Below are 22,842 nucleotides of genomic sequence, written 5' to 3'. Positions count from 1 at the left end.
GGTCACGTCATGAAGGAAGGCATGAACATCGGGCTTTCGGCCCAGATCGCTATCGAAAAGCGTATGGCCACGCTGGCCGACAACGTCGCCAATGTGAATACGGTCGGGTTCCGCGCCACGCGCATGCGCTTCGAGGAAGCGCTGAAGAAGACCGAGACCGGTGAGAATTCCTTTGTGCGGGAAGGTGGCACCTTCATCGATACGCGAAACGGGGCCCTGACCGAGACCGGCAATGCGCTCGACTTCGCTATCCGCGGCGATGGGTGGTTCGGCGTTCAATCCGGCCAGGGTCTGGTCCTGACCCGCGACGGACGTTTTACGATCAGCAATGAGGGCCAATTGCAGACATTGAAGGGCCAGCCCGTGGTCGATGCCGGGGGAGCGCCCATTCAGATCGATGGCGCGGCCGGCCCGATCGAAGCCGGCCAGGACGGCGTTCTCTACCAGAACGGCAAGATTGCAGGGTCGCTGGGTCTGTTCGCCTATAATCCGCAAGGCGAGATCGGCCGTGCCGAGGGATCGGCTATCGTTCCGTCCAGCGCGCCGCAGCCCATCGTTGACAGAAACGATGCAGGTGTCGCGCAAGGCTTCATCGAGGAATCGAATGTCGATCCCATTCGCGAGATGACGCAGCTCATCGCGCTCCAGCGCCGCTTCGAATCGGTCAACAGCCTGATGTCGCGCACGAGCGAGAAAAAAGGTGACGCCATCAAATTCCTGGGTGGCCGATGAGCGGTCCGTCCCGCCTTCAGGCGCTGGCCGCTTTCGCCGCCGACGCCAAGCCTGTGGCTCGCGAGGCGGGCCGCGTCGTGGCGATCGCAGCTGGCCAATTGCGGCTGCGCGGCCTTGGCAAGAGCGTGAGCCTTGGCGAATGCCTTGTCTGCCAGACCCAGGACGGGCCGGTCCCGCTCCAGGTGGTCCGCATCGATAATGCCGACATCCGTGCAGCCCCGTTTCATGATGGTTATCGGATCAGGCGCGACGATCTGGTCCTGCGCATCCCCCCGCAGACGGGCCATCCGGCGGAAAGCTGGAAAGGCCGTGTGCTCGACGGCCTCGGCACAGCCATCGACGGTGGTTCTCTCATCCCCGATAATGCCGTGACGGAACCGCAAGCGCCATCCGCCAGGCATCAGCGTATCCTGTCCGCCTGCCGTGTCGACGAAGCATTCCGAACCGGCGTGACGGCCATCGATGTCTTCACGCCGCTTTGCTACGGTCAGCGCCTTGGCATCTTCGCCGGCTCTGGCGTCGGCAAGTCGACGCTTCTGTCGATGCTTGCCAATTCCGGCGCATTCGATGTCGTGGTGATCGGCCTGATCGGCGAGCGAACGCGTGAAGCGCGCGAATTCATGCACGAGACCTTGCAGGAAGAGGCGCGCCAGAAGGCGATTACCATCGTCGCGACCAGTGACGAAACGGCGCTGATGCGCGCCCGTGCCGCGGAACTGACGATGACGACGGCGGAATGGTATCGCGGCCAGGGCCAGCGGGTTCTGGTTCTCTTCGATTCGGTAACCCGCTATGCGCATGCCTTGCGTGAGGTCGGTATCGCGCTTGGCGAAGCACCCATCGCGCGCGGCTATCCGCCCAGCGTTTTTGCCGCTCTGCCCAAGCTGATGGAGCGCGGCGGACCGGCGCTCGACGGCAATGGCGGCTCCATCACCATGATCGCGACCGTTCTGGTCGATGGCGACGAGCACAATGAACCCATCGGCGATACGCTGCGCGGCATTCTCGACGGCCATGTCGTTCTGTCGCGCGCCATTGCGGCCGAAGGGCGTTACCCGCCCGTCGATGTCACGCAGTCGTTGTCGCGCTTGGCCCTTCGCGCATGGACGAACGAGCACCGTCTCTTCGTTTCGGAATTGCGCGCGCTGATCGCCCGATACGAGGAGACGCAGGATCTGCGCCTGCTTGGCGGGTGGCGCCCCGGCGCCGATCCTTTCCTGGACAAGGCGGTGCAGATGGTCCCGGTGATTTACGACGCCATTCGCCAGAGTCCGGGCGATACCGGACCGCTCGATCCGTTCGATCTTATAGCACGCCGCCTGAAGGCCGTTTCCACGCCCCCCACAGAGGACACTCAGCATGCTTTCTCGACAGCGAAAGGCCAAAGCGCCTCGGCGTTCGGGGCGACCTCTGCTCTCCTGGCTGGGTGACGGGCTTCTTGCGCTCAGCGGAACCGGCGTGGCCGCCGCCGCCGCTGCGCTGCCGTTCTTCGTCGCCGCACATCCAGAGCGTTTCGGACCGCCGGAACTGCAGTTTGACGGCGTGGTTATCGATCTTGCCGATGTCGGCCCGATCAAGGAGAGTTCGAGCAGTGATCTGAAACAGCGCGCCATTATCGCAACGCCCTATGATGACGTATCCGTGGGCACGGTCATCCCCTCCGATACCGCCAGGCAGTTCGTTGCTGCCAACGAAGGAAAGAGCGCGCCATTTTCGGCATTCCGCACATCCAACGCTTTCGGCGACTGGCAGCGCGACCGCGTGATTTCCGGTCGCCGGGCGCTTGCCGTGCACAATGGTCGCGCCGCAATCGTCGACGGCGGCACCGTCAGGATGATCCGAAAAGGCTCGATCCTGGCCGATGGCAAACATGTCAGTTCGGTCCGGAGCAAGCGCCGGGAAGTCATTCTGGTGTTCGAGGATGGCAGCCTCGAACGACTGCCGATCGCGCCCGATCCCATGGCAGGGACAGCGCAAGCTACGCGCAAGTAAGCCGGCCTAGGGTGCTTTTCGAAAGGAAAGCGCCATGTCCTCCCTGCCGATCTTCTCCCTGGCCTCGAAGCAAGCCGAATGGTTGACGGTCCGCCAGCAGACGGTGGCCAACAACATCGCGAACGCTCAGACGCCGGACTACAAGGCGGCCGAAGTCTCGCCCTTTCAGGCCGTTCTGGAAGAGACGCCTAGCACCCTGCGCCGTACCAGCCCGCTGCATTTGACGAGCGCCGGCAATGTTGGCGGCGTCAACGGGACCGCCGAGGTGATCCAGACCGAAAAGCCCGTTTCGATGGAGCGGGAAATCGTCGAACAGACCGAACTTCGACAGAGCTATGAGCTGAACACCTCGATCGCCAAGGCGTTTCACCGCATGATTCTCTCAGTCGCGAAGCCCTGATCATGGACCCCCTTCTTTCCTCCCTCCGCGTCTCCTCATCCGGTCTGGAAGTTCAGAGCCAGCGCCTGAAGGTCGTCTCGGAGAACATCGCCAATTCCAATTCGACCGCCTCGGTGCCGGACGAGGACCCGTTCCGCCGCAAGACGGTCAGTTTCGAATCCACCCTCGACAAGGCGACCGGCGCCGTGTCGGTCAATGTGAGCGAAATCGGTCGCGACAACAGCGAATTTCCACTGGAATTCGATCCCGGCAATCCGGCTGCCGACGAGAACGGTTTCGTCCGCCTGCCCAATGTGAACGTCCTGATCGAAATGGCCGACATGCGCGAAGCCAACCAGTCCTATGAAGCCAATCTTCAGGTCATGCGCCAGGTTCGCGAACTGGTCTCACTCACCATTGATATGATGAACGCCCGATGATCGAAAAACTCTCCGCCATCGCCGCCACACGGATCGCGCCCGCCGCCGGAGCTGGCGGCCCCGCCGCATCCTCCGCCGCCGTGGCCAGCGATTTCGCCAGCGCGCTGGCGCAGGGCGCCGGCAACGTCGCCGATCAGGTGTCGGAGGCCGACCGGGCCGCCATGTCGGCACTCTCCGGCCAGACCGGCCCGCGCGAAGTCGCCGAAGCGGTGATGACGGCGGAACAGTCCTTGCAGACGGCGATCGCGGTTCGCGACAAGCTCGTCAACGCGTTTCTCGACATCAGTCGAATGCAGATCTGAGGAGACTGAACGATGCGCGCGCTTTCCATCGCGGCGACCGGCATGACCGCCCAGCAGACCAATCTGGAAGTCATCGCCAACAATGTCGCCAACATCAACACGACGGGCTTCAAGCGGGCGCGGGCCGAGTTCACCGACCTTCTCTACCAGACGGAGCGGCTGAAAGGGTCGTCGGCGCGCGCCGATACCGGCGTCATTCCGGAAGGCGCGCATCTGGGTCTCGGCGTCAGAAGCGCCGCCATCCGCAACGTGCACGAACAGGGCACGCTGGAAAACACCGGCAATGCGCTCGACGTTGCGTTGAACGGCAAGGGCTGGTTCGTCATCACCGGCGCCAACGACGAAACGCTCTACACCCGCGCCGGCGCCTTCAACACCAATGCGGAAGGACAGATCGTCATGCCGAATGGCATGCCGCTGGCCGACACTATTACTCTGCCGCCCGAAGCCGTCGCCATCTCGATCGGCGAAGGCGGGCAGGTCTTCGCCCAGATCGACGGCCAGACCGAATTGCAGGAAGTCGGCCAGATCAGCCTTGCCAGCTTCGCCAACGAGGCCGGTCTCATCCCGCTCGGCGACAATCTCTTCCGCCAGTCCGAAGCTTCCGGCGAGCCGGTGACCGGTGTTCCGGGCGATCCCGGTTTCGGCACGGTCCGGCAGGGTTATCTGGAAAGTTCCAATGTGGACCCGGTCAAGGAAATCACCGCACTGATCGCCGCTCAGCGCGGCTATGAGATGAACTCCAAGGTGATTCAGGCTGCCGATGACATGGCTGCCACCGTCGCGAAAAATCTGAGATAGCGTGATGGCGAAAAATGCATCCAGATGGCCGGCGCGCTCCCCGATCCGGGGAGTTTTCGCCGTTCTGTTCGCGCTCGGTTTCGCCGCGCCGGTCGCGTTGCCCGCAGCGGCCGAACCGGTCGTCGTCGCAACGCGCGTCATCCATCCGGGCGAACCGCTCGACGCCAGCGTCCTGACGACCATTCACACCAAGAGCCGTGTCCTGTCCGACGCCCCCTTCGTCAGCGCTATCGCGCAAACGAACGGCAAGGTCGCCGACCGCACGATCCTTCCGCAACGTCTCATTCTCCTGTCATCGTTGCGCAAGAGATCGGCCATCGACGCCGGCGCACTCGTTCCTGTCACCTACAAGAGCGGTGCACTGACGATCCGCATGGATGCCGTGGCGCTGACGAGCGCCGCTCCAGGCCAAGCCGTCACGCTGCGCAATCGCGATACCGGCCGCCAGATCGAAGCATTGGCGCAGGCCGATGGCACGGCGGTTCTTTTGCCATGAACAGGGCGCTCGCCATTCTGCTAGCTCTGGCGCTGGTCCTCGCAGCGCCTCTTGGTGCCTCTGCCGGCGCCGATAGCGGCAAGGGCGGCTATTCCCGTCTGAAGGACGTCGCGTCGATCACGGGCTCTCGCGACAACCAGCTTTACGGCTATGGCCTTGTGGTCGGCCTGAAGGGCACGGGCGACAGCCTGCGCAACTCGCCCTTCACCGAGCAGTCCATGCGCTCCATGCTCGACAATTTGGGCATCGCGACCGAGCTTGGCCAGATGCGCTCACGCAACGTCGCCGCGGTCGTCGTCACAGCGAATTTGCCGCCATTCGTACGGCCCGGCACACGCATCGACGTAACGGTCTCCTCCCTTGGCGACGCCAGTTCGCTGCTGGGCGGCACGCTCGTTCTGACGCCGCTCAAGGGAGCCGACGCGGAAATCTATGCCGCTGCGCAGGGCCAGGTCGTGACCAGCGGCTATGCAATTGAGGGCGAGGCGGAGGAAGTCAGCCGCGGCGTGCCGACAGCAGCCCGCATTCCAAACGGCGCCATCGTCGAGCGGGCCGTGGCGGCTTCGTTCGAAGGCGATAACGACCTGACAGTCCAGCTTCGTAATCCGGATTTCACGACAGCGGTACGGCTGACCGATTCGATCAACGGTTTTGCCAGGCGGACCTGGTCCAACGCGGTTGCCAGAGAAGTGGATGCGCGCACCATCTCGCTATCGGTGCCAAGGGGTATCAGCCCGGCTCGATTCGTCGCCGCCATCGAGAATATTCCCGTAACGGTCGATCAGCCGGCGCGGGTGGTGATCGACGAGCGCACGGGCACCATCGTCATCGGCGCCGACGTCCGTATTTCGCCGGTTGCCATCAGCCAGGGCACCCTCGCCGTCGCCGTGACGGAACTGCCTCAGGTCGTACAGCCGGCCCCCTTCTCCGATGGCGTCACGGCGGTCGAACCGCGTAGCATCGTCGATGTCGAGCAGACCGACGGTCCGATCTCCATCATTAACGGCGTCAGCCTCAGCGAAATCGCCGCCGGGTTGAACCGCCTCGGCGTCAAACCGACAGACACTATCGCGATCCTCCAGGCGATCAAATCGGCCGGGGCCCTGCAGGCGGAGCTGGTATTGCAATGAGCCTGCGTTTTCCGCTTCTTCTCTCTCTGGCAATCGGCATCGCCACCGTTCCGGCTTACGCAGCCGATGGCGATGCTGAGAGCGCAAAGACCACAGGCCGACTGCCGCAGCACCTCCAGCTCAGCAAGGAAGAAGCCATCGTGTCCGATGAGGCGGCCTATTGCGACGCCATCGTCGATCAGGCTCGCGAAATGCGCTATTCCGCCCGCGAGGAAGAGCTTCAGACGATGCAGAGCGAACTGGAGCGTGGTCTGGAACTGATGGAGCGCAAGAAGACCGAGTTCGAGAAATGGGTACAGCGCCGTGAAGAGTTCGCCACCCGCGCTTCCGAAGCATTGATCGCGATTTACGAACGCATGCGGCCCGATGCCGCAGCTGAACGGCTGATGATTGTCGACCCGATGCTGGCTTCCTCCATCCTGTTGAAAATGCCGCCCGCCAAATCCGGCACCATTCTCAACGAGATGGAAGCCAAGAAGGCGGCCGGCATTACGGCGATCATGGCGGCCAGTGCCGATCGGGGGAACGGATGACCGCGAACCGGATCGTTCGCAGCATCGTCGCTGCAGCGACCGCCGGCCTTCTTCTGGCCGGCTGCTCGCAATCCTTCAAGGAGATCAACCGCCCGCCCGACATGTCGCCGGTTGGCGCGGGCATCGCTTCGACACAGCCCGTCGCGTGGAACGCCTATCCCGCCTACCAGAATCCTCCGCAGCGCGGCTACTCGCTCTGGAACAGAAAGGGCAGCGGTCTTTACGTCTCGCAGCGTGCGCTCGAGCCGGGCGACCTGCTTACCGTCCTTATCCAGATAAACGACAAGGCTTCCATATCCAATAAATCGGACCGGTCACGGACGGCGGGCCGGTCGCTGGGGCTCAACGGCAACTACGATTACGAAATCGTCAAGGATGAAACCAAAGCCGGCAACGCAACGGGCAAGGGCTCGCTCGGCACGACCTCCTCATCCGACTTCGCCGGCGGTGGCTCGACAAATCGTTCCGAGGTCATCCGCCTGTCCATGGGGGCGGTCGTGACCGAAGTGCTGCCGAACGACAATCTCGTCATTCGCGGCACGCAGGAAGTGCGCGTCAATGCCGAACTGCGCATCCTTCAGGTCGCGGGTATCGTGCGGCCCGGCGACATCGGCCCGAACAACACCATCGCCTATGAGCGCATTGCCGAGGCACGCATATCCTATGGCGGCAGGGGCCGCATCAGCGAAGTCCAGCAGCCGCCCTGGGGCCAGCAGGTCATCGACCTGATCACCCCGCTCTAGGGCAGGAGAAGAACCATGGCCGCCAAAGACAAGACGAAGAAGAACACCAAGCCGGGCATTGTCAAAACGATGATCCTGCCGGTTGTTATCATGCTGGCGGTGGGCGGAGGCGTCGGTTTCGGCGTCGGTTCGTTCGTTCTTGCGCCACGAATGGAAGCTGCGCAAGAACAGGCCGCCTCCGATGCCGACACCACGGCCGAAGCGAACGGTGCGGACACGGAGAACTATGCGACCGCCGATCAGAAAGGCGCGCTGGACGGCCTGGCGCAGGACATCGTCGATCTGGAACCGATTACGGTGAACCTCGCCGTGCCGGCAGACGTTCTGATGCGGCTTCAAATCGCGGTGGAAACCAGTTCCATCGTGAGTGAGGGCACGCTGAACGACGTCCATCAGGATATTCTCGCCTATGTCCGCCAGCTTCGGCTGGATCAGCTACGCAGTCCGAACGGCTATCTGCGGATCCGCGACGATCTGCTGCGCCGTGCGAAGGTGCGCAGCGAGGGCGGCGTCTCCAAACTCTATATCCGGACGCTGGTGTTCGAATGATACGCGCTGCTGCAATGACTGGCCTGGTCGGTGCGGCGACGCTGCTGTTCGCAGCAGCCGAACCGGCCATGGCGCAGGGGCTGCAACTGCCGGCCCTTCTGCAACCGGGAGAGGCGGCGGATGGGCAGACCGCCGGCTATATCGTCCAGCTTTTCGGACTGCTCACCGTCCTGTCTCTGGCGCCCGGCATTCTCATCTCCGTTACCAGCTTCACGCGCTTCATTGTGGTGTTCTCGATCATGCGATCGGGTTTGGGCCTACAAACGACGCCGGCAAACCTCATCCTTGTCAGTCTGGCGCTGTTCATGACCTGGTATGTGATGGATCCCGTGATCGACAAGGCGTGGAATGAGGGTCTCGGGCCGATGATGCGCAACGAGGTCGGCCAGGAGGAAGGCTTCCGGAAGACGGCCGAACCCTTCCGCCAGTTCATGCTGGCCAATGTGCGCGATACCGATCTGCGGCTCTTCGCCGATCTTTCGCCGGCGCCGGCGGCAGGGGACGATGAGGCCGAAGTGCCCGCGCAGCCGAATACGCCGTCGCCTGCACCCGGCAGCCCGCAGACCGAAGGGGATGATTCCTTGATCGGCGTCGGAGCCGGCGTTCAGCCGATCGCCGACGATGCTTCCGCAGCGTCTGCGCAGGAGGAGACGGTCGCCTACAGTATCCTAATCCCCGCCTTCATGATTTCCGAACTGCGACGCGCCTTCGAGATCGGGTTTCTCGTGGTGCTGCCGTTTCTGGTGATCGATCTGGTGGTCTCGACGATTACGATGGCCATGGGGATGATGATGCTTCCGCCGACCGTGCTATCCCTGCCGCTGAAGGTGTTGTTCTTCGTGCTGATCGATGGCTGGAACCTTCTGGTCGGCTCGATGGTGCGGTCCTTCGCTTAGCACGCTGTAATCAGCGCCCGGGAAACGCCAGCATTTACCGTTTGTTAGCGTTTCGGTTACGCTTCATTAGCCATTTTCGACGATTGTCGGTCCTGACGATTATCGCCCGGCCAGACCCGGCTTGGCGATCGGCATGATGCCCTTGATCGTCCGGCCTACTACAATTCGGCATGTCCCTGTACGGCTTACCCTAGGGACCTCTTTCAATGTCCAGTATTCATACCAATACCGCCGCGATGACGGCGCTCAAGTCGCTCCAGATGACCAATTCGGCGCTGGAATCGACGCAGAAGAACATCTCCACCGGCTACCGCGTTTCCGATGCCTCCGACAATGCGGCTTACTGGTCCATCGCCACCACCATGCGCTCGGACAACAAGGCGCTCAGCACGGTCAACGATGCGCTCGGCCTCGGCGCCGCAAAGGTTGACGTGGCCTACACCGCCATGAACTCGGCCATCGAAGTCGTCGACGACATCAAGACCAAGCTGGTTGCGGCCAGAGAGCCTGGCGTCGACAAGGAAAAGATCCAGAGCGAGATCACCGCGCTGCAGGGCCAGTTGACGGCCATTGCGGAGAGTGCCTCCTTTTCCGGAGAGAACTGGCTCACATTCACCGACACAAGCGGCACGACGAAGGAAGTCGTGGCCTCGTTCACCCGCACCGGTGCGGGCGCCGTTTCCATCGGCACCATCGCCATCGATATTTCCGACATGAAACTCTTCGGCAATGACGGCGCCGGCACGCCGGTCAATAACGGCATGCTGAACAAGGACTACACAACGGCTAACGGTGCGGGTACGCCCGTCAACGTGACCTACACCATCGCCACGCTGGACATCACGGCCACGAATGTGGACGACACGGTGATCGACGGCATGCTCTCCAACGTGGAGACCACGCTGGAGGACATGACGACGGCAGCTGCGGGCCTCGGCTCCAGCAAGAGCCGCATCGACATGCAGACCAAATTCGTCGGCAATCTGATGGATTCGATCAAGAGCGGCATCGGCAAGCTGGTCGATGCGGACATGACCGAAGAGTCGACGAAGCTTCAGGCCCTGCAGACGCAGCAGCAGCTCGGCATCCAGGCTCTGTCCATGGCCAATTCCGGCGCCCAGTCGCTTCTCTCGCTCTTCCAGTAAGGCCGGGTTGAACGAACGGAAATAAGCGATGGTCGCCGTTAGGCGGCGACCATCCGATGCAAACCTCGGCGACGAGGAGTGCGCAAGACGGCGACTATCACGTCAAACAGATGTGACCGGCATGATGCCAGGGTTGCCCCGCCTCTTCCGATTGGCATGTCCCTTTATGGCCGAACCCCAGGGACCTTTCTATGTCCAGTATTCATACCAATACCGCCGCGATGACGGCGCTGAAGTCGCTCCAGATGACCAATTCGGCACTGGAATCGACCCAGAAGAACATCTCCACCGGCTACCGCGTCTCCGACGCTTCCGACAATGCGGCTTACTGGTCCATCGCCACCACCATGCGCTCCGACAACAAGGCGCTCAGCACGGTCAACGACGCTCTCGGCCTCGGCGCCGCCAAGGTCGATGTGGCCTATACGGCGATGAACTCGGCCATCGACGTGGTCGACGACATCAAGTCGAAGCTGGTCGCCGCCAAGGAACCGGGCGTCGACAAGACCAAGATTCAAAGCGAGGTCGAAGCGCTCCAAGAGCAGCTGAAAGCCATTGCCGGTAGCGCTTCCTTCTCCAGCGAGAACTGGCTCACCAGCAATGCGTCTTCGGGCGACACCAAGGAAATCGTGTCGTCCTTTACCCGCGACAGTTCCGGCGCTGTTTCCATCGGCACGGTCGCGGTGGATATCCATTCCACCAAGCTGTTCGACACCGCCACGGTCGACCGGACCACCGCCTCGGCAACGGGCCGCGGCATTCTCGACTCCACCCTCGCCGACTACGACCATGACGGCGATGGCGGCGCAACCACGGCGGCGCTGACCTACACGGTCTCGATCTACAATCTCGACATCACCTCCGTCACCGACGACCAGCTCGACGGCATGATCGTTGGTGTTGAGAGCGCGCTCGAAGGCATCACGACGGCAGCCGCTGGCCTCGGTTCGACCAAGAGTCGGATCGACATGCAGACCAAATTTGTCGGCAACCTGATGGATTCGATCAAGAGCGGCATCGGCAAGCTGGTCGATGCGGATATGACCGAAGAATCGACACGCCTCCAGGCGCTGCAGACGCAGCAGCAGCTCGGCATCCAGGCTCTGTCCATGGCCAATTCCGGCGCTCAGTCGCTCCTCTCGCTCTTCCAGTAAGATCGCGAGAGCGGACGAGCCAGCCGCACAGCCACGCAACGGAAACGGGCCGCCCATCAGGGCGGCCCGTTTCGTTTTTCGGCATGATTGCACTGCCTTTTTATGGTTAACGCGCTGTTATCGCTCCACTTACGCTTCCTTAGAGGTTTTCGATCAGAGTATGCGGTGACGATTGTCGTCTTGGCCCTATGGCCTGGCGATTGGCATGATGCCTTCGATCGTCGCGCCCAACCGCAGCGTTCGGCATGTCCCTGTATTCGCGTTTCGTAGGGACCTTTCTTTATGTCCAGCATTCACACCAATACTGCTGCGATGACGGCGCTGAAAGCGCTCCAGATGACCAATTCGGCGCTGGAATCGACGCAGAAGAACATCTCCACCGGCTACCGTGTTTCGGATGCCTCCGATAACGCCGCCTACTGGTCCATCGCGACCACCATGCGCTCCGACAACAAGGCGCTGAGCACCGTCAACGATGCGCTCGGCCTCGGCGCCGCCAAGGTGGATGTCGCCTATACGGCGACGAAATCGGCGATTGACGTGGTCGACGAGATTAAATCGAAGCTGGTCGCGGCCAAGGAACCGGGCGTCGACAAAAGCAAGATCCAGAGCGAAGTCAAAGCCCTTCAGGAGCAGTTGAAGGCGATTGCCGACAGTGCTTCCTTCTCCGGCGAAAACTGGCTGGCCAGCAACGCGACGAGTGGCGCGACGAAAGAAATTGTTGCCTCCTTTACCCGCGACAGTTCGGGCGCGGTATCCATCGGCACCGTTTCCGTCGATGTCCATTCCTCGAAACTGTTCGACAGCGCCACGATCGACCGGACCACCGCCTCGGCAACGGGCCGCGGCATTCTCGACTCCACCCTCGCCGACTACGACCATGACGGCGATGGCGGCGCGACCACCGCAGCGTTGACCTACACGGTCTCGATCTACAATCTCGATATCACCTCCGTCACAGACGACCAGCTCGACGGCATGATCGTCGGTGTTGAAAGCGCGCTGAATAGCATGACGACGGCGGCGGCCGATCTCGGCTCCAGCAAGAGCCGCATCGACATGCAGACCAAGTTCATCGGCAATCTGATGGACTCCATCTCCAGCGGCATCGGCAAGCTGGTCGATGCGGACATGACCGAAGAGTCCACCAAGCTTCAGGCCCTGCAGACGCAGCAGCAGCTCGGCATCCAGGCTCTGTCCATGGCCAATTCCGGCTCGCAGTCGCTGCTGTCGCTCTTCCGGTAAATTCGAAGTCGCAGCACAGCACACAGCCCTACGACCACGGGTCGTCTCTTCGGAGGCGGCCCGTTTTCGTTTGGGTGAGTGGAACCCGTCTAGACACGGTTAATACCTTATTACGCAGGCACTTACGCTTCTTTAGAGTTTCGTTGGCATAGTCGCATCTGACGGTTGTCGTCCCGGTCTCGAACCTGGGCGATTGGCATGATGCCTCTGATCGTCGAGGCCGAAGCGAGCTTTCGGCATGTCCCTGTATCCGCGTATTTTAGGGACTTCCCTTTATGTCCAGTATTCATACCAATACCGCCGCGATGACGGCGCTGAAGTCGCTCCAGATGACCAATTCGGCGCTGGAATCGACCCAGAAGAACATCTCTACCGGCTACCGTGTTTCGGATGCTTCCGACAATGCGGCTTACTGGTCCATCGCCACCACCATGCGTTCCGACAACAAGGCGCTGAGCACCGTTGAAGATGCTCTCGGTCTCGGAGCCGCCAAGGTCGATGTGGCCTATACGGCGATGAACGCATCCATCGACGTCGTCGATGAAATCAAGGCCAAGCTGGTTGCCGCCAAGGAACCGGGCGTCGACAAGGACAAGGTTCAGAGCGAGATCAAGGCGCTGCAGGGTCAGCTCACTTCGATTGCCGAAAGCGCTTCCTTCTCCGGCGAGAACTGGCTGAACTTCACCGACACCGCCGGCACCACGAAGGATGTTGTCGCGTCCTTCAATCGTAACGCCAGTGGCGCCGTGTCGATTGGCACGATCTCGATCGACATTTCCGACGTGAAGCTCTTCGGCAATGACGGCGCCGGCACGCCGGTCAATAACGGCATGCTGAACAAGGACTACACCACGGCCAATGGCGCTGCGACGCCCGTAAACGTCACCTACACCATCGCCACGCTCGACATCACGGCCACGAATGTGGACGACACGGTGATCGACGGTATGCTGTCCAACGTGGAGACCACGCTGGCGGACATGACGACGGCGGCGGCCGATCTCGGCTCCAGCAAGAGCCGTATCGACATGCAGACCAAGTTCATCGGCAATCTGATGGACTCCATCTCCAGCGGCATCGGCAAGCTGGTCGATGCGGACATGACCGAAGAGTCCACCAAGCTTCAGGCTCTGCAGACGCAGCAGCAGCTCGGCATCCAGGCTCTATCCATGGCCAATTCCGGCTCGCAGTCGCTGCTGTCGCTCTTCCGGTAAATCCGAAGTCGCAGCACAGCACATAGCCCTACGACCACGGGTCGCCTCTTCGGAGGCGGCCCGTTTTCGTCTGGAACGTTAAGGTTTTGGCGACTGCTTTTTCCTTTTGTTCACCAACTCCCTCAACGGCAGGGAAACAAGTCCGTGCGAGTATCATTATGACGGAACGCTATGCGCTTCTTTTCGAAGTCCGGCATGATGCCGGAGCGTCTGTCTTGCCTTTTGATCGAGGCATGTCCCGATTGTATTGAGTACGGGCATTATTCATATGACAAGCCTCATGACAAACACGAGTGCGATGACCGCGTTGAAGTCCCTTCAGGCGACCAACAGCGCGCTCGAAGCCACTCAGAAGAACATCTCGACCGGGTTCCGCGTCTCCGATGCGTCCGATAACGCGGCCTACTGGTCCATCGCCACCACCATGCGTTCCGACAGCAAGGCGCTGGGCACCGTCACAGATGCGCTCGGCCTTGGAGCGGCCAAGCTCGACGTCGCCTATACGGGCATGAATTCCGCGATCGACGTGGTGCAGGAAATGAAGAGCAAAATCGTTGCGGCGCAGGAGCCGGGGGTCGATAAATCAAAAGTTCAGAGTGAAATCGGCGCATTGCAGCAGCAATTGCTGTCGATCGCAGACAGCGCATCCTTCTCGGGCGAGAACTGGCTGAAGGATAGCGGCACGAAGAGCCTTGTTGCGTCCTTCACGCGCGATTCGACCGGCGCGGTCTCTGTCACCTCGATCGATATCGATCTGAGCGGTGTTCAGCTCGTCGACAGCACGGCCACGCCAACGGCTGGTATTCTCGGCGCCAACGGTGCGGCCAGCAGCACCTCGGTACTTGCCATGAATGTCACGAGCGGCAATCTCGATAACCTGCTGACCGACATCGACACGGCTCTGGAAAGCATGACGACAGCCGCCGCCGATATCGGTTCGGCCAAGAACCGCGTCTCGATCCAGTCCGACTTCGTCGGTGCGTTGCAGGATTCGATCGCTCGCGGCGTCGGCAAGCTGGTCGATGCGGATATGACCGAGGAATCGACCAAGCTGCAGGCTCTGCAGACGCAGCAGCAGCTCGGCATCCAGGCTCTGTCCATGGCCAATTCCGGCTCGCAGTCGCTGCTGGCGCTGTTCCGCTAAGCGTAACCATCGCAGCACGGTTTTGAGGGGGCCTTTCGGGGCCCTCTCTCTTTTTGTCCAAGTCCACGCAAGTTTCGTCGCCTAGTCTGCCGTTCGATCAGAACAGGATGTGCGAACCGTGCCAGAACGCCTTCAGGCTCTCCTTGAAAGCCTAACCGCCATCGGCAAGGCCCGGCTTGCAACTTTCGCGACCGTCGCGGTTCTGACGACGGCGCTTATCATGGGCGGCGTCATCTTCCTGGCCCAGCCGACCTATGAAACGCTCTATGTCGGACTCGACCGCGACGATGTGAACCGGATCGGCATCGTCCTGTCGGAAGCCGGCATCGCCTACGATATGGATTCCAGCGGCAGCACCGTTCTGGTTGAGGCCGGTCAGACGGCCCGCGCCCGAATGATTCTGGCGGAGAAAGGCCTGCCCGGCAGCAACAGTTCCGGCTACGAACTGTTCGACAATCTCGGCTCGCTCGGCCTCACCTCCTTCATGCAGGAAGTCACCCGGGTTCGCGCCCTGGAAGGCGAGATCGCCCGCTCGGTCCAGTCGATCGACGGGGTCAAGGCGGCGCGCGTCCATATCGTCATGCCCGACCAGACCGGCTTCCGCGACCGCAATCGCCGTCCGACAGCGTCTGTCTTGCTGGCGTCCAACGGCTCCAACCTGGCGGCCAAGGCGGAAGGGATCCGCAAATTGGTGGCAGCAGCCATTCCCTCCCTCAACGAAGCCGACGTGACCGTGCTCGACGCATCCGGCCGTCTTCTCGCATCGGGCGATACGGGCGGCACCGAAACCGTCGGCGCGGCCTTCGATCTGAAGAACCGCATCGAAACGGATCTGTCGCGCACCATCGGCAACGCGCTTCGGCCCTATATCGGTGAGTTGAACTATCGGGTGGCGGTCCAGGCCGATCTCGATACCGACCGCCGCCAGATCGAGGAAACGATCTTCGACCCCGAAAGCAAGGTGGAACGCAGCGTTCAGATCTCTCGCTCGGAAGACCGCGCCAATGAGGCCAAGAGCAGCAACGCGACCAGTGTGGAGCAGAATATCCCGACCGAGGGCGGCGATACCGCGAGCGAGACGGGCGCGAAAAGCTCCGAAGAGCGCGAGCGCCGCGAGGAAACAACCAATTTCGAGATCAGTTCGAAGCGGATCGCCACGCTGACGAATGGCTATCGCATTCGCCGGCTGAACGTGGCGGTCCTGCTCAACCGCGAAATCCTGGAACGCGCGGCCGCGTCGGCCAACGTCACTGTCGAAGAACGTCTGGACGCCATTCGCACACTGATATCGACGGCTGCCGGAATCGAAAACGAGCGCGGTGACCGGATCGACGTGACGGCTATCGAATTCCTCCCCGCCGATGAATCACTTGCACCGCTCGGCGGCGGCTGGATGGAAGTGGTCTCGCCGCATCTTTCTACGGCGATCCGCGCCCTCGTCTTCGTCATCGTCTCGATCATGGTGCTGCTGCTTGGCGTTCGTCCGCTCCTCAACTCGCTCGAACTGTTGCCAAACAAAGCTGCGGGCAAGGAAAAGCCGGCTCTGAAGGGGGGCGAAGCGGGCGAATTGTCCCTCCTGCCCGACCTCAATGCACAGGACGACGATAACGACGCCTTTGCGCAACTGGATGGGCCGAGCGACTTTTCCAACACCAACGACTTCTCCGGTTCCGACGGCGACTTCGCGCTCGACAATGATTTTTCACCCGCGGCGGGCTTCCAGATGGCGGACACGCCGGAAATGCTCGCCGAGATCGAGCTGCGCCAGCGCATGGCGGACGTTGGCGACGATCCCCGCGCGCGGGTTCTGGCCATGCTGGAGATCGACAGGGACCGGACATTGCAGCTCCTGCGGCGCTGGGTTCGCGACGACATGAAAGCGCATGAAAAGAGTAAGGCGGCATGACCCGTTTTCGATCACCGTCCGGCTCCAAGGTCGCATTGGCCAATGCCGATGACTTCGAACCGTTCGGCCAGGCTTTACCGTCCGCCGATTTCGAACCACTTGGCGCGGACGATACGCTTGTCGCTCTGGCAAAACCGGCGGCACTTGCGACCGATCCGCTTTCCGAGAAGGTCGACCAGGAACCCGAAGCGGTTGCTGACGCCGTTCGTGAAAGCGCGCAAGGGGGCGGCGATCTGGCCGACCTGCCGACATTGCCCGGCGACACGGCCATCGAGGATCCCTTCGGCGAAACCGTCCATGCAGGTTTGAGCGAATTGCCCACGCTTGCGGATGATGGTGGCGACGACCCATTCGGATCGGGCGGGCTGCCAGACCTGGAGGGTTTGCCATCGCTGGGCGACGAACTGCAATCGCTTGATCCGGTCGATGGCGGCGAAGGCGAGACAAGAGCCGATCCGTTCGGCGAAGAGCCGGGCGCAGAACTGCCGGACCTGCCGTCGTTGGACGACAGCGCAACGGACGCCGATCCGTTCGCATCTGTTGGCGACACAGCCTTTTCGGACCCGTTTGGCGAGACCGCTACGAGCACCGAACTGCCGTCTCTGGATGATCCCCTTGCCGTAGCATCGCCCGACGATCCCTTCGCGCCGTCGCAGACGGACGAAGACGTGACCGCCTTCGAAACGGCTCTGCAGGAGGAACAGCCTCCCGCACACCCCATTGCGGGCGACAGCCTCGGCGATGCGGCCCAGGCGCTGTCCGACCTTTCATCCGACCCCCTTGGCGGAGAAGCCGCATCGCTCGGCGCACCCGGCGATCTCGACAATCTGCGCCATGCAGCGGAAAGCGCTGCCGAAGCGATCGGCGATGAATTAACCGCCGAAACCCAAATGGGCGCAGTCGACGTAGCGCCACTGGCCGAAACGGCCTCTACCGGCCTGGCTGTCGACGAGGCCGGGCAGACGGCGGCAATCGCCCAGTCGCTTGTCGACGAGATGAAGCAATCGCTGGATGCGTTGGGCGAACGGCTCATGGCGGACATCGGCGATAGCGTGGCCGCCATTCTGGAACCGCTCGTCTCGCGCATGGCAATTGATCGCGCGATCGAAGCGTTCGGTCAGGACATCGCCGAAAGCCTTTCCGGAGAATCCACGGACACGGTCTTCCACGCCGAAGTGCCCCAGAACCTTCTGGAACCCGTTCGGAACATGATAGAAGAACAGGGCCTGCCAGTCGAAGTGAAAGCTGGACGGCATGCCGCACTTCTGCTGCATCTTGAGAACACGAGCCGCGCCATCGACCTGCCGCGTCTCAAAGACCATTGCGAGGCCCTATGACCGCCAGCGGCAATGGGGACATCATCATCGTCAGGCGTCCGAGCGAAGACCATGACGACCATCATGGCGGCGCCTGGAAGATCGCGTTCGCCGATTTCATGACCGCCATGATGGCGCTTTTTCTGGTGCTATGGCTCATCAATGCGGCCAACGAGGAGACCAAGCAGTCGGTCGCCAGCTACTTCAACCCGGTCAAGCTGGTCGATGACCGACGCACCGTGAAGGGTATGAGCAAGAGCGAGAGCGCCGAACCGAGCGAAGACGCCGAGGAATCCGGGAAGAAGGAATCGAACTCGGACAAGACCCAGTCCGAGCAATACGACCACAGTCAGCCTGCCAAAAACGAGACCCAGGACACCTCCTACTTCGCCAATCCGACGCAATTGCTGGAGAGCCTTGCCGCCGAAGAACGCGCCTTGTTGACGGCGCGCGGGGAAATGATCGCCGATCCCGGCGTGGAAAAGACGGCGGAATTTGCCGATCCATTCGCGCCAAATTTCTGGCAGCCGCTTCGGGTGGTCGCGTCTGATGGAGACCCGGAGGCGCGCGTCGTGGAAAAGGGCGCTCGGGACGGTGAAATGGGCGTAAGCGAAGGTTCCGAAGCCGACGCGTCAGCCACTGACGAAACACCTCGGAGTGACGTGGAGGGAGCGGAACCCGCCGAGACCGGCGACAACGAACGTTCGGAAATGATGGTCGAAACGGCTCGCATGCAGGGCGATGACGAAAGGGCGGATATTGCCGATGCCGAGACGACCCAGAGCCCTGCCGAGCGTCTGGAAACCGTGCTGCGGGAGGCGGTCGCCGAAGAAGCCGACCCATCCGGCAAGATCGCCGACGCACTGTCGGTTACCAAAGTGCCGGAAGGACTCAGAATCTCTCTGACCGACAATCTCCCCGACCAGATGTTCCAGGTCGGCTCGGCTGTGCCGTCCGGACCCGTTGTGCTGGCGCTCGAAGCAGTTGGCCGCGAATTGCAGAACCGGCCGGGCAACATCCTCATCAACGGCCACACCGACTCGCGGCCGATGCGCAGGAAGGGCGACGACAATTGGCGCCTGTCCACCGACCGGGCCCGTAGCGTCTACTTCATGCTGCTGCGCGGCGGTCTGGACGATAGTCGCGTCACCCAGATCGCGGGCTTTGCGGACCGCAAGCCCATGGTGCCGGAAGATGGGCTCGATCCGCGCAACCGGCGCATCGAAATCCTGCTGGAAGCGCCATGATCCGCAAAGGGCTTCGCAAAACAGGATTTTCCTTACTGGCGGCAGGCCTGTGTGTCGGCGCCCCGGCGTCCGCCGTGCAGGACAGTTCCATCGGTCACGAGATGTCGACGCCCGCCGAAGACAGCCTTCGCGTCGCTCGAAAGAAGGGCCGCCTGACCGTGTTTCAGGAAACCCGATTCGACACGCCCATCCGCCTTGCCAGCGAAGCGAAAACCGTGATCGTACCCGATCAGCCTTTGCCGCCGAAGATCGGTGAAGCTCTACCGCCGATCATCCCCTCCCCGGCTCCGTCGGAGCCGTGGATCCGTAAGGCGGAAGAGGCAACACCCGAACCGGAAGGCGATGCGCCCAAGGAGACGGTATCGACGGCGAACATGCAGTTCGACGCTTTCATCATCGGCTTGTTCGAGTTTCAGGACGCCATCATCGCCGGCGACACCAGTGCGCTCGCCCTTCAGGGCAAGGTCCTTCACCGCCTGCAGATCAATCTGCTGAGCGAACGCAAGCTTTTTCAGAACGAAGACGCGCCGGTCGAGCCGCTGATGATTTTCGCTCTTTCCGGCGGTGATGCGCGCGTCTCGGTCGATCTGCTTGAACGCGTGCCGCCCGAGCATCCACTGCATGATCTGAGCCGTTCGGTCATCGGCTACCTCAAGGGCAATCCAAATTCTGCGCCGGACCTGTTCCGGCACGACCCGACGGAACACGCCTTTCCGCTTGGCGCCCTGCTGGCCCTCTCCACCGGCACCGCCAATGCGCGCGTCGATAGTGATGTGGCCCGCCGCTCGCTCGAGATGGCTGCGATACTGGGGACCGGCACGCTGGTCGAAGAAGTCGCGCTGCGTCGCCTCCTGGACATTCATGCAGAGGCGCAGGACGGCGAAGCCTTCTTCGCGGCTGCCGAGAGCTATGGCCTGCGCTTTCCCAAATCGATCTTTCTGAACGAGTTCGCCCGACGTCTGTCGGTCACGCTGACGCAGAACGACTGGGTGCCGCCACGGGGCCTTGCGGCCATACTGGAGCGGTTGAGCCCGCAGCAATCAAGTGTCGTCGCCCGCGAAATCGCGCGTGGCGCGGCAATCAGGGGCAATCACGAACTGGCCCTGATGGCGGTTGGCTGGTTGCGACAGTTCGGCCCCGGCCAGGCCGACGATCAGCTTTACGAGGCTATGGCGCAATTGGCGGCTCGAAATGTCGAGCAGGCGCAACAGATCGACGAAGCCATATCGATGGATGCGCTCGCCAGCCGCGACCGCCTGCTTTTGTCGAGCATGCGCCGCGCGCTCGCGCACATTGAAGGCGTGGAGCCGCCACTGGCGCAGATTGCTCCTGTAACCGGACGAGATCAAGCTGCCGGACCGGTTCTGAAAGCCCAATTGCAGCCCGATCACCGCATGAAATTAAGCAGCCTTGCCACTGCACAGGTAAATCCTGTTTCGACCGCTATGGAATCCGAACCGGTTCTCGATCCGGAACTGGTTGCGTTGCGCAGCCGCTTGAGTGCGACGCTGGACGCTATTGAGAAATTGAGCGAACAATGATCACGGTTTCCCCCCTTGCCCCACTCGGCGGCCCGCTTACGCAACAGGCTGGCAATACGCCAAGCGGCCCTAGCCGCGCCACGGGTCGACAGGCTGAGGGCGAGGCCTTCGGGCGCCTTTTGAATGAAGACCATCGACGGAAAGACGAGGGGCCGGCTACCGGACACGGCGCAAGTGACGAAGTCGATCCGCAAATCTCATCGCCTCTTTTGGCTGGCCGGCTTCAGCAGACGTTGACCTCGGACGATCGCGGCATACCCGGCCGGCATGGCGAGACGCGTATAAAGGGCGGGAGCGACAAATCTCTGTCCGATACCGCCGAAGCAAACGAACAGGCGGACAATCTCGCTATTGCGGGGACGGGCCAGCAATCACTGCCGCAAACGGCAGCCGTTTCGGTACATCCGAACGATGAGTTGGGGCTGGAGACCGGCTTGGCTAACCCGGAGCCTCGCCGCGCCGGCACTGAAATAACGCCGAAGGAACCGCATCGAAACCGCGTGCTCGACACCGCCAATATGCCGACTGGTCCGGCACGAGGAGACGGCGCGAATACCGGTCAGACCAAACTGGCGAACGGCGTTGTGGCACCGGAGCTGCCGGTCCGAACCGAAGCCGAGGGATTGCAGGATCGAAGCGCGGTGCAAGCACCGTCACCCCAGAGCGATCCGGCCATTGCCAGCCTTGAGAAAGCCCGGACGCCCCGCAGCGAAGCCATCGGTCTACAGCGAACCGAAAAGACGAGGAGCGAGCGTGGCAGCGAGGCGGAAACGGCAGCCCAGCCGAAAAACGCGCCGCCTGCCGCAAACGCCGCACAGGCCGCGCCAATCGCTGCCGCGGGTACCGCAGCCATTTCGCCGAGCATGGCGGCCGCCGGTCTCGATCAGGCCGCTAACAGCTTGAGCCACGCCATCAGTCAGCAATTGACGGTTTCGCAGATCCAGGAATTCAACGGCGGGGCGACGAAAGTTCTGAAGCTGCAGCTTCAACCGGCCCATCTGGGCAAGATCGAGATCGTCCTGACGGACAATAAGGGTCGCCTCAGCGTTCAGATCCAGACCGGTTCGCTGGATGCCCAGAGCACTCTGACACGCGAGAAAGCCTCGCTGCGGACCGCTCTCGACGAAGCCAATCTGACAGTTGAAGCGCTATCGATCGAAGCGCCGAAGGACCGGCGCGCATCGATCGCCAGCCTCGCGCAAGCCGATTCGTCGATCAATCAGGCCCAACAGGGTGCAGGGGAGCGTTTCGATGGGCATCGATCGAGCGGCCAGGCCGATGACAACCGATCGCGACAACCGTCTTCCGGTTTCGCAGAGGCTGGCGAAGCTGGCTCTGACGATCGTAGTGATGGCGGTTCTGCCGGTGGCCGCGCCCCAGCCGGCCTTCGCATCTGAGTTCGACCGGCGTCAGATCGTGTCCCGGACCACACCCAATCTCTGCGAAAAGGAAATGATCGCCGCGTCGGCCCGCTCGGGCGTGCCTCTTGGCGTCCTTTACGCGGTGGGCCTGACGGAGAGCGGCGCGAAATCGGGCATGCAACCTTACGCTTTGAATGTCGCAGGACGGACGGTTCGGCCCTCGAGTCTCGATGCGGCTATGGCGACGGTCCAGCGTGAGCGCCGGCAGGGTGTCCGGCTCATCGATGTCGGCTGTATGCAGATCAACCTGCATTATCACAGGCAGGCATTCGCCAGCCTCAGAGACATGTTCGATCCAGCGAAAAACGTCGCCTACGCCGCCGGATTTCTCAAGCGGCTGCACCGTCAGCACGGCACATGGTCGATGGCTGTGGCCCGATATCACGCCGGCGCAAACAACGATGCGGCCCAAAAACGGTATGTCTGTTCGGTCATTCGCCGGATGATCCGGACCGGATTTGGTGAGATGACCCCACGCGCGGCCGCTTTCTGCCGATAGGCAAGAAAGGCAAAGAG

General features: G+C 62.0%; 24 protein-coding genes. All 24 read left to right on the top strand.

From position 1 onward, the window contains the following. Positions 1-21: 21 nt before the first annotated feature. The 24 genes from flgF to B7H23_RS06030 all read left to right on the top strand — a co-directional run bounded on the left by flgF (position 22) and on the right by B7H23_RS06030 (position 22,825). The gene (flgF, locus tag B7H23_RS06145) at positions 22-732 is read left to right on the top strand and encodes a flagellar basal-body rod protein FlgF (protein WP_240534986.1); all 711 of its coding nucleotides are present in this window, start codon (positions 22-24) and stop codon (positions 730-732) included. Next, on the top strand, positions 729-2,162 hold the full coding sequence (fliI, locus tag B7H23_RS06140; protein WP_094076430.1) for a hypothetical protein: 1,434 nt from the start codon (positions 729-731) through the stop codon (positions 2,160-2,162). Before flgF ends, fliI begins: the two co-directional genes overlap by 4 nt. Next, positions 2,092-2,724, top strand: a complete 633-nt coding sequence (locus B7H23_RS06135; protein ID WP_139945369.1) for a hypothetical protein — start codon at positions 2,092-2,094, stop codon at positions 2,722-2,724. Before fliI ends, B7H23_RS06135 begins: the two co-directional genes overlap by 71 nt. Positions 2,725-2,758: 34 nt before the next feature. Further along, a complete protein-coding gene (locus tag B7H23_RS06130) occupies positions 2,759-3,124 on the top strand; it encodes a flagellar basal body protein (RefSeq protein ID WP_094076428.1) in 366 nt (121 codons plus the stop codon). A 2-nt stretch (positions 3,125-3,126) separates the two neighbouring features. Then, positions 3,127-3,543, top strand: coding sequence for a flagellar basal body rod protein FlgC (flgC, locus tag B7H23_RS06125; protein WP_094076427.1), 417 nt, complete (start codon positions 3,127-3,129; stop codon positions 3,541-3,543). Further along, positions 3,540-3,845 (top strand): flagellar hook-basal body complex protein FliE, encoded by a 306-nt coding sequence (fliE, locus tag B7H23_RS06120; RefSeq protein ID WP_094076426.1) that lies wholly within the window; start codon positions 3,540-3,542, stop codon positions 3,843-3,845. The genes flgC and fliE overlap by 4 nt, the downstream gene beginning before the upstream one ends. Positions 3,846-3,857: 12 nt before the next feature. Then, entirely contained in the window at positions 3,858-4,646 is a 789-nt protein-coding gene (gene flgG, locus B7H23_RS06115; protein ID WP_094076425.1) for a flagellar basal-body rod protein FlgG, read from the top strand. Positions 4,647-4,650: 4 nt separating this feature from the next. After that, positions 4,651-5,142 (top strand): flagellar basal body P-ring formation chaperone FlgA, encoded by a 492-nt coding sequence (gene flgA, locus B7H23_RS06110; RefSeq protein ID WP_094076424.1) that lies wholly within the window; start codon positions 4,651-4,653, stop codon positions 5,140-5,142. Further along, positions 5,139-6,272: a flagellar basal body P-ring protein FlgI gene (locus B7H23_RS06105; RefSeq protein ID WP_094076423.1), complete on the top strand. Its 1,134-nt coding sequence runs from the start codon at positions 5,139-5,141 to the stop codon at positions 6,270-6,272. Before flgA ends, B7H23_RS06105 begins: the two co-directional genes overlap by 4 nt. Then, on the top strand, positions 6,269-6,805 hold the full coding sequence (locus B7H23_RS06100; RefSeq protein WP_094076422.1) for a MotE family protein: 537 nt from the start codon (positions 6,269-6,271) through the stop codon (positions 6,803-6,805). The genes B7H23_RS06105 and B7H23_RS06100 overlap by 4 nt, the downstream gene beginning before the upstream one ends. Continuing rightward, positions 6,802-7,548 carry a flagellar basal body L-ring protein FlgH gene (gene flgH / locus B7H23_RS06095; RefSeq protein WP_094076421.1) on the top strand — a complete coding sequence of 249 codons (747 nt, stop codon included), beginning with the start codon at positions 6,802-6,804 and terminating at the stop codon, positions 7,546-7,548. Before B7H23_RS06100 ends, flgH begins: the two co-directional genes overlap by 4 nt. Before the next feature lie 15 nt (positions 7,549-7,563). Further along, entirely contained in the window at positions 7,564-8,097 is a 534-nt protein-coding gene (locus tag B7H23_RS06090; RefSeq protein ID WP_094076420.1) for a flagellar basal body-associated FliL family protein, read from the top strand. A 14-nt stretch (positions 8,098-8,111) separates the two neighbouring features. Continuing rightward, positions 8,112-8,993, top strand: a complete 882-nt coding sequence (locus tag B7H23_RS06085; RefSeq protein ID WP_094076419.1) for a flagellar type III secretion system pore protein FliP — start codon at positions 8,112-8,114, stop codon at positions 8,991-8,993. 206 nt (positions 8,994-9,199) lie between these two features. Further along, entirely contained in the window at positions 9,200-10,138 is a 939-nt protein-coding gene (locus B7H23_RS06080; protein WP_094076418.1) for a flagellin N-terminal helical domain-containing protein, read from the top strand. Between the two features lie 191 nt (positions 10,139-10,329). After that, positions 10,330-11,292 (top strand): flagellin N-terminal helical domain-containing protein, encoded by a 963-nt coding sequence (locus B7H23_RS06075; protein WP_094076417.1) that lies wholly within the window; start codon positions 10,330-10,332, stop codon positions 11,290-11,292. A 282-nt stretch (positions 11,293-11,574) separates the two neighbouring features. Further along, positions 11,575-12,537, top strand: coding sequence for a flagellin N-terminal helical domain-containing protein (locus tag B7H23_RS06070; protein WP_094076416.1), 963 nt, complete (start codon positions 11,575-11,577; stop codon positions 12,535-12,537). Positions 12,538-12,812: 275 nt separating this feature from the next. Further along, positions 12,813-13,751, top strand: a complete 939-nt coding sequence (locus tag B7H23_RS06065; RefSeq protein ID WP_094076415.1) for a flagellin N-terminal helical domain-containing protein — start codon at positions 12,813-12,815, stop codon at positions 13,749-13,751. Positions 13,752-14,019: 268 nt separating this feature from the next. Beyond that, on the top strand, positions 14,020-14,895 hold the full coding sequence (locus B7H23_RS06060; RefSeq protein WP_094076414.1) for a flagellin N-terminal helical domain-containing protein: 876 nt from the start codon (positions 14,020-14,022) through the stop codon (positions 14,893-14,895). A 118-nt stretch (positions 14,896-15,013) separates the two neighbouring features. Further along, positions 15,014-16,801 carry a flagellar basal-body MS-ring/collar protein FliF gene (gene fliF, locus B7H23_RS06055; protein WP_158215779.1) on the top strand — a complete coding sequence of 596 codons (1,788 nt, stop codon included), beginning with the start codon at positions 15,014-15,016 and terminating at the stop codon, positions 16,799-16,801. Beyond that, a complete protein-coding gene (locus B7H23_RS06050; RefSeq protein WP_094076412.1) occupies positions 16,798-18,138 on the top strand; it encodes a hypothetical protein in 1,341 nt (446 codons plus the stop codon). The genes fliF and B7H23_RS06050 overlap by 4 nt, the downstream gene beginning before the upstream one ends. Further along, positions 18,135-19,364 (top strand): MotB family protein, encoded by a 1,230-nt coding sequence (locus B7H23_RS06045; protein ID WP_094076411.1) that lies wholly within the window; start codon positions 18,135-18,137, stop codon positions 19,362-19,364. Before B7H23_RS06050 ends, B7H23_RS06045 begins: the two co-directional genes overlap by 4 nt. Next, positions 19,361-20,905: a hypothetical protein gene (locus tag B7H23_RS06040; RefSeq protein ID WP_094076410.1), complete on the top strand. Its 1,545-nt coding sequence runs from the start codon at positions 19,361-19,363 to the stop codon at positions 20,903-20,905. The genes B7H23_RS06045 and B7H23_RS06040 overlap by 4 nt, the downstream gene beginning before the upstream one ends. Beyond that, positions 20,902-22,302, top strand: coding sequence for a flagellar hook-length control protein FliK (locus tag B7H23_RS06035; protein WP_094076409.1), 1,401 nt, complete (start codon positions 20,902-20,904; stop codon positions 22,300-22,302). The genes B7H23_RS06040 and B7H23_RS06035 overlap by 4 nt, the downstream gene beginning before the upstream one ends. Further along, positions 22,256-22,825, top strand: a complete 570-nt coding sequence (locus B7H23_RS06030; RefSeq protein ID WP_094076408.1) for a transglycosylase SLT domain-containing protein — start codon at positions 22,256-22,258, stop codon at positions 22,823-22,825. Before B7H23_RS06035 ends, B7H23_RS06030 begins: the two co-directional genes overlap by 47 nt. Positions 22,826-22,842: the final 17 nt, after the last annotated feature.

This window comes from Notoacmeibacter marinus, assembly GCF_002238045.1.
Classification (GTDB): domain Bacteria; phylum Pseudomonadota; class Alphaproteobacteria; order Rhizobiales; family Rhizobiaceae; genus Notoacmeibacter; species Notoacmeibacter marinus.
This window is presented reverse-complemented; position numbering and strand designations above follow the sequence as displayed.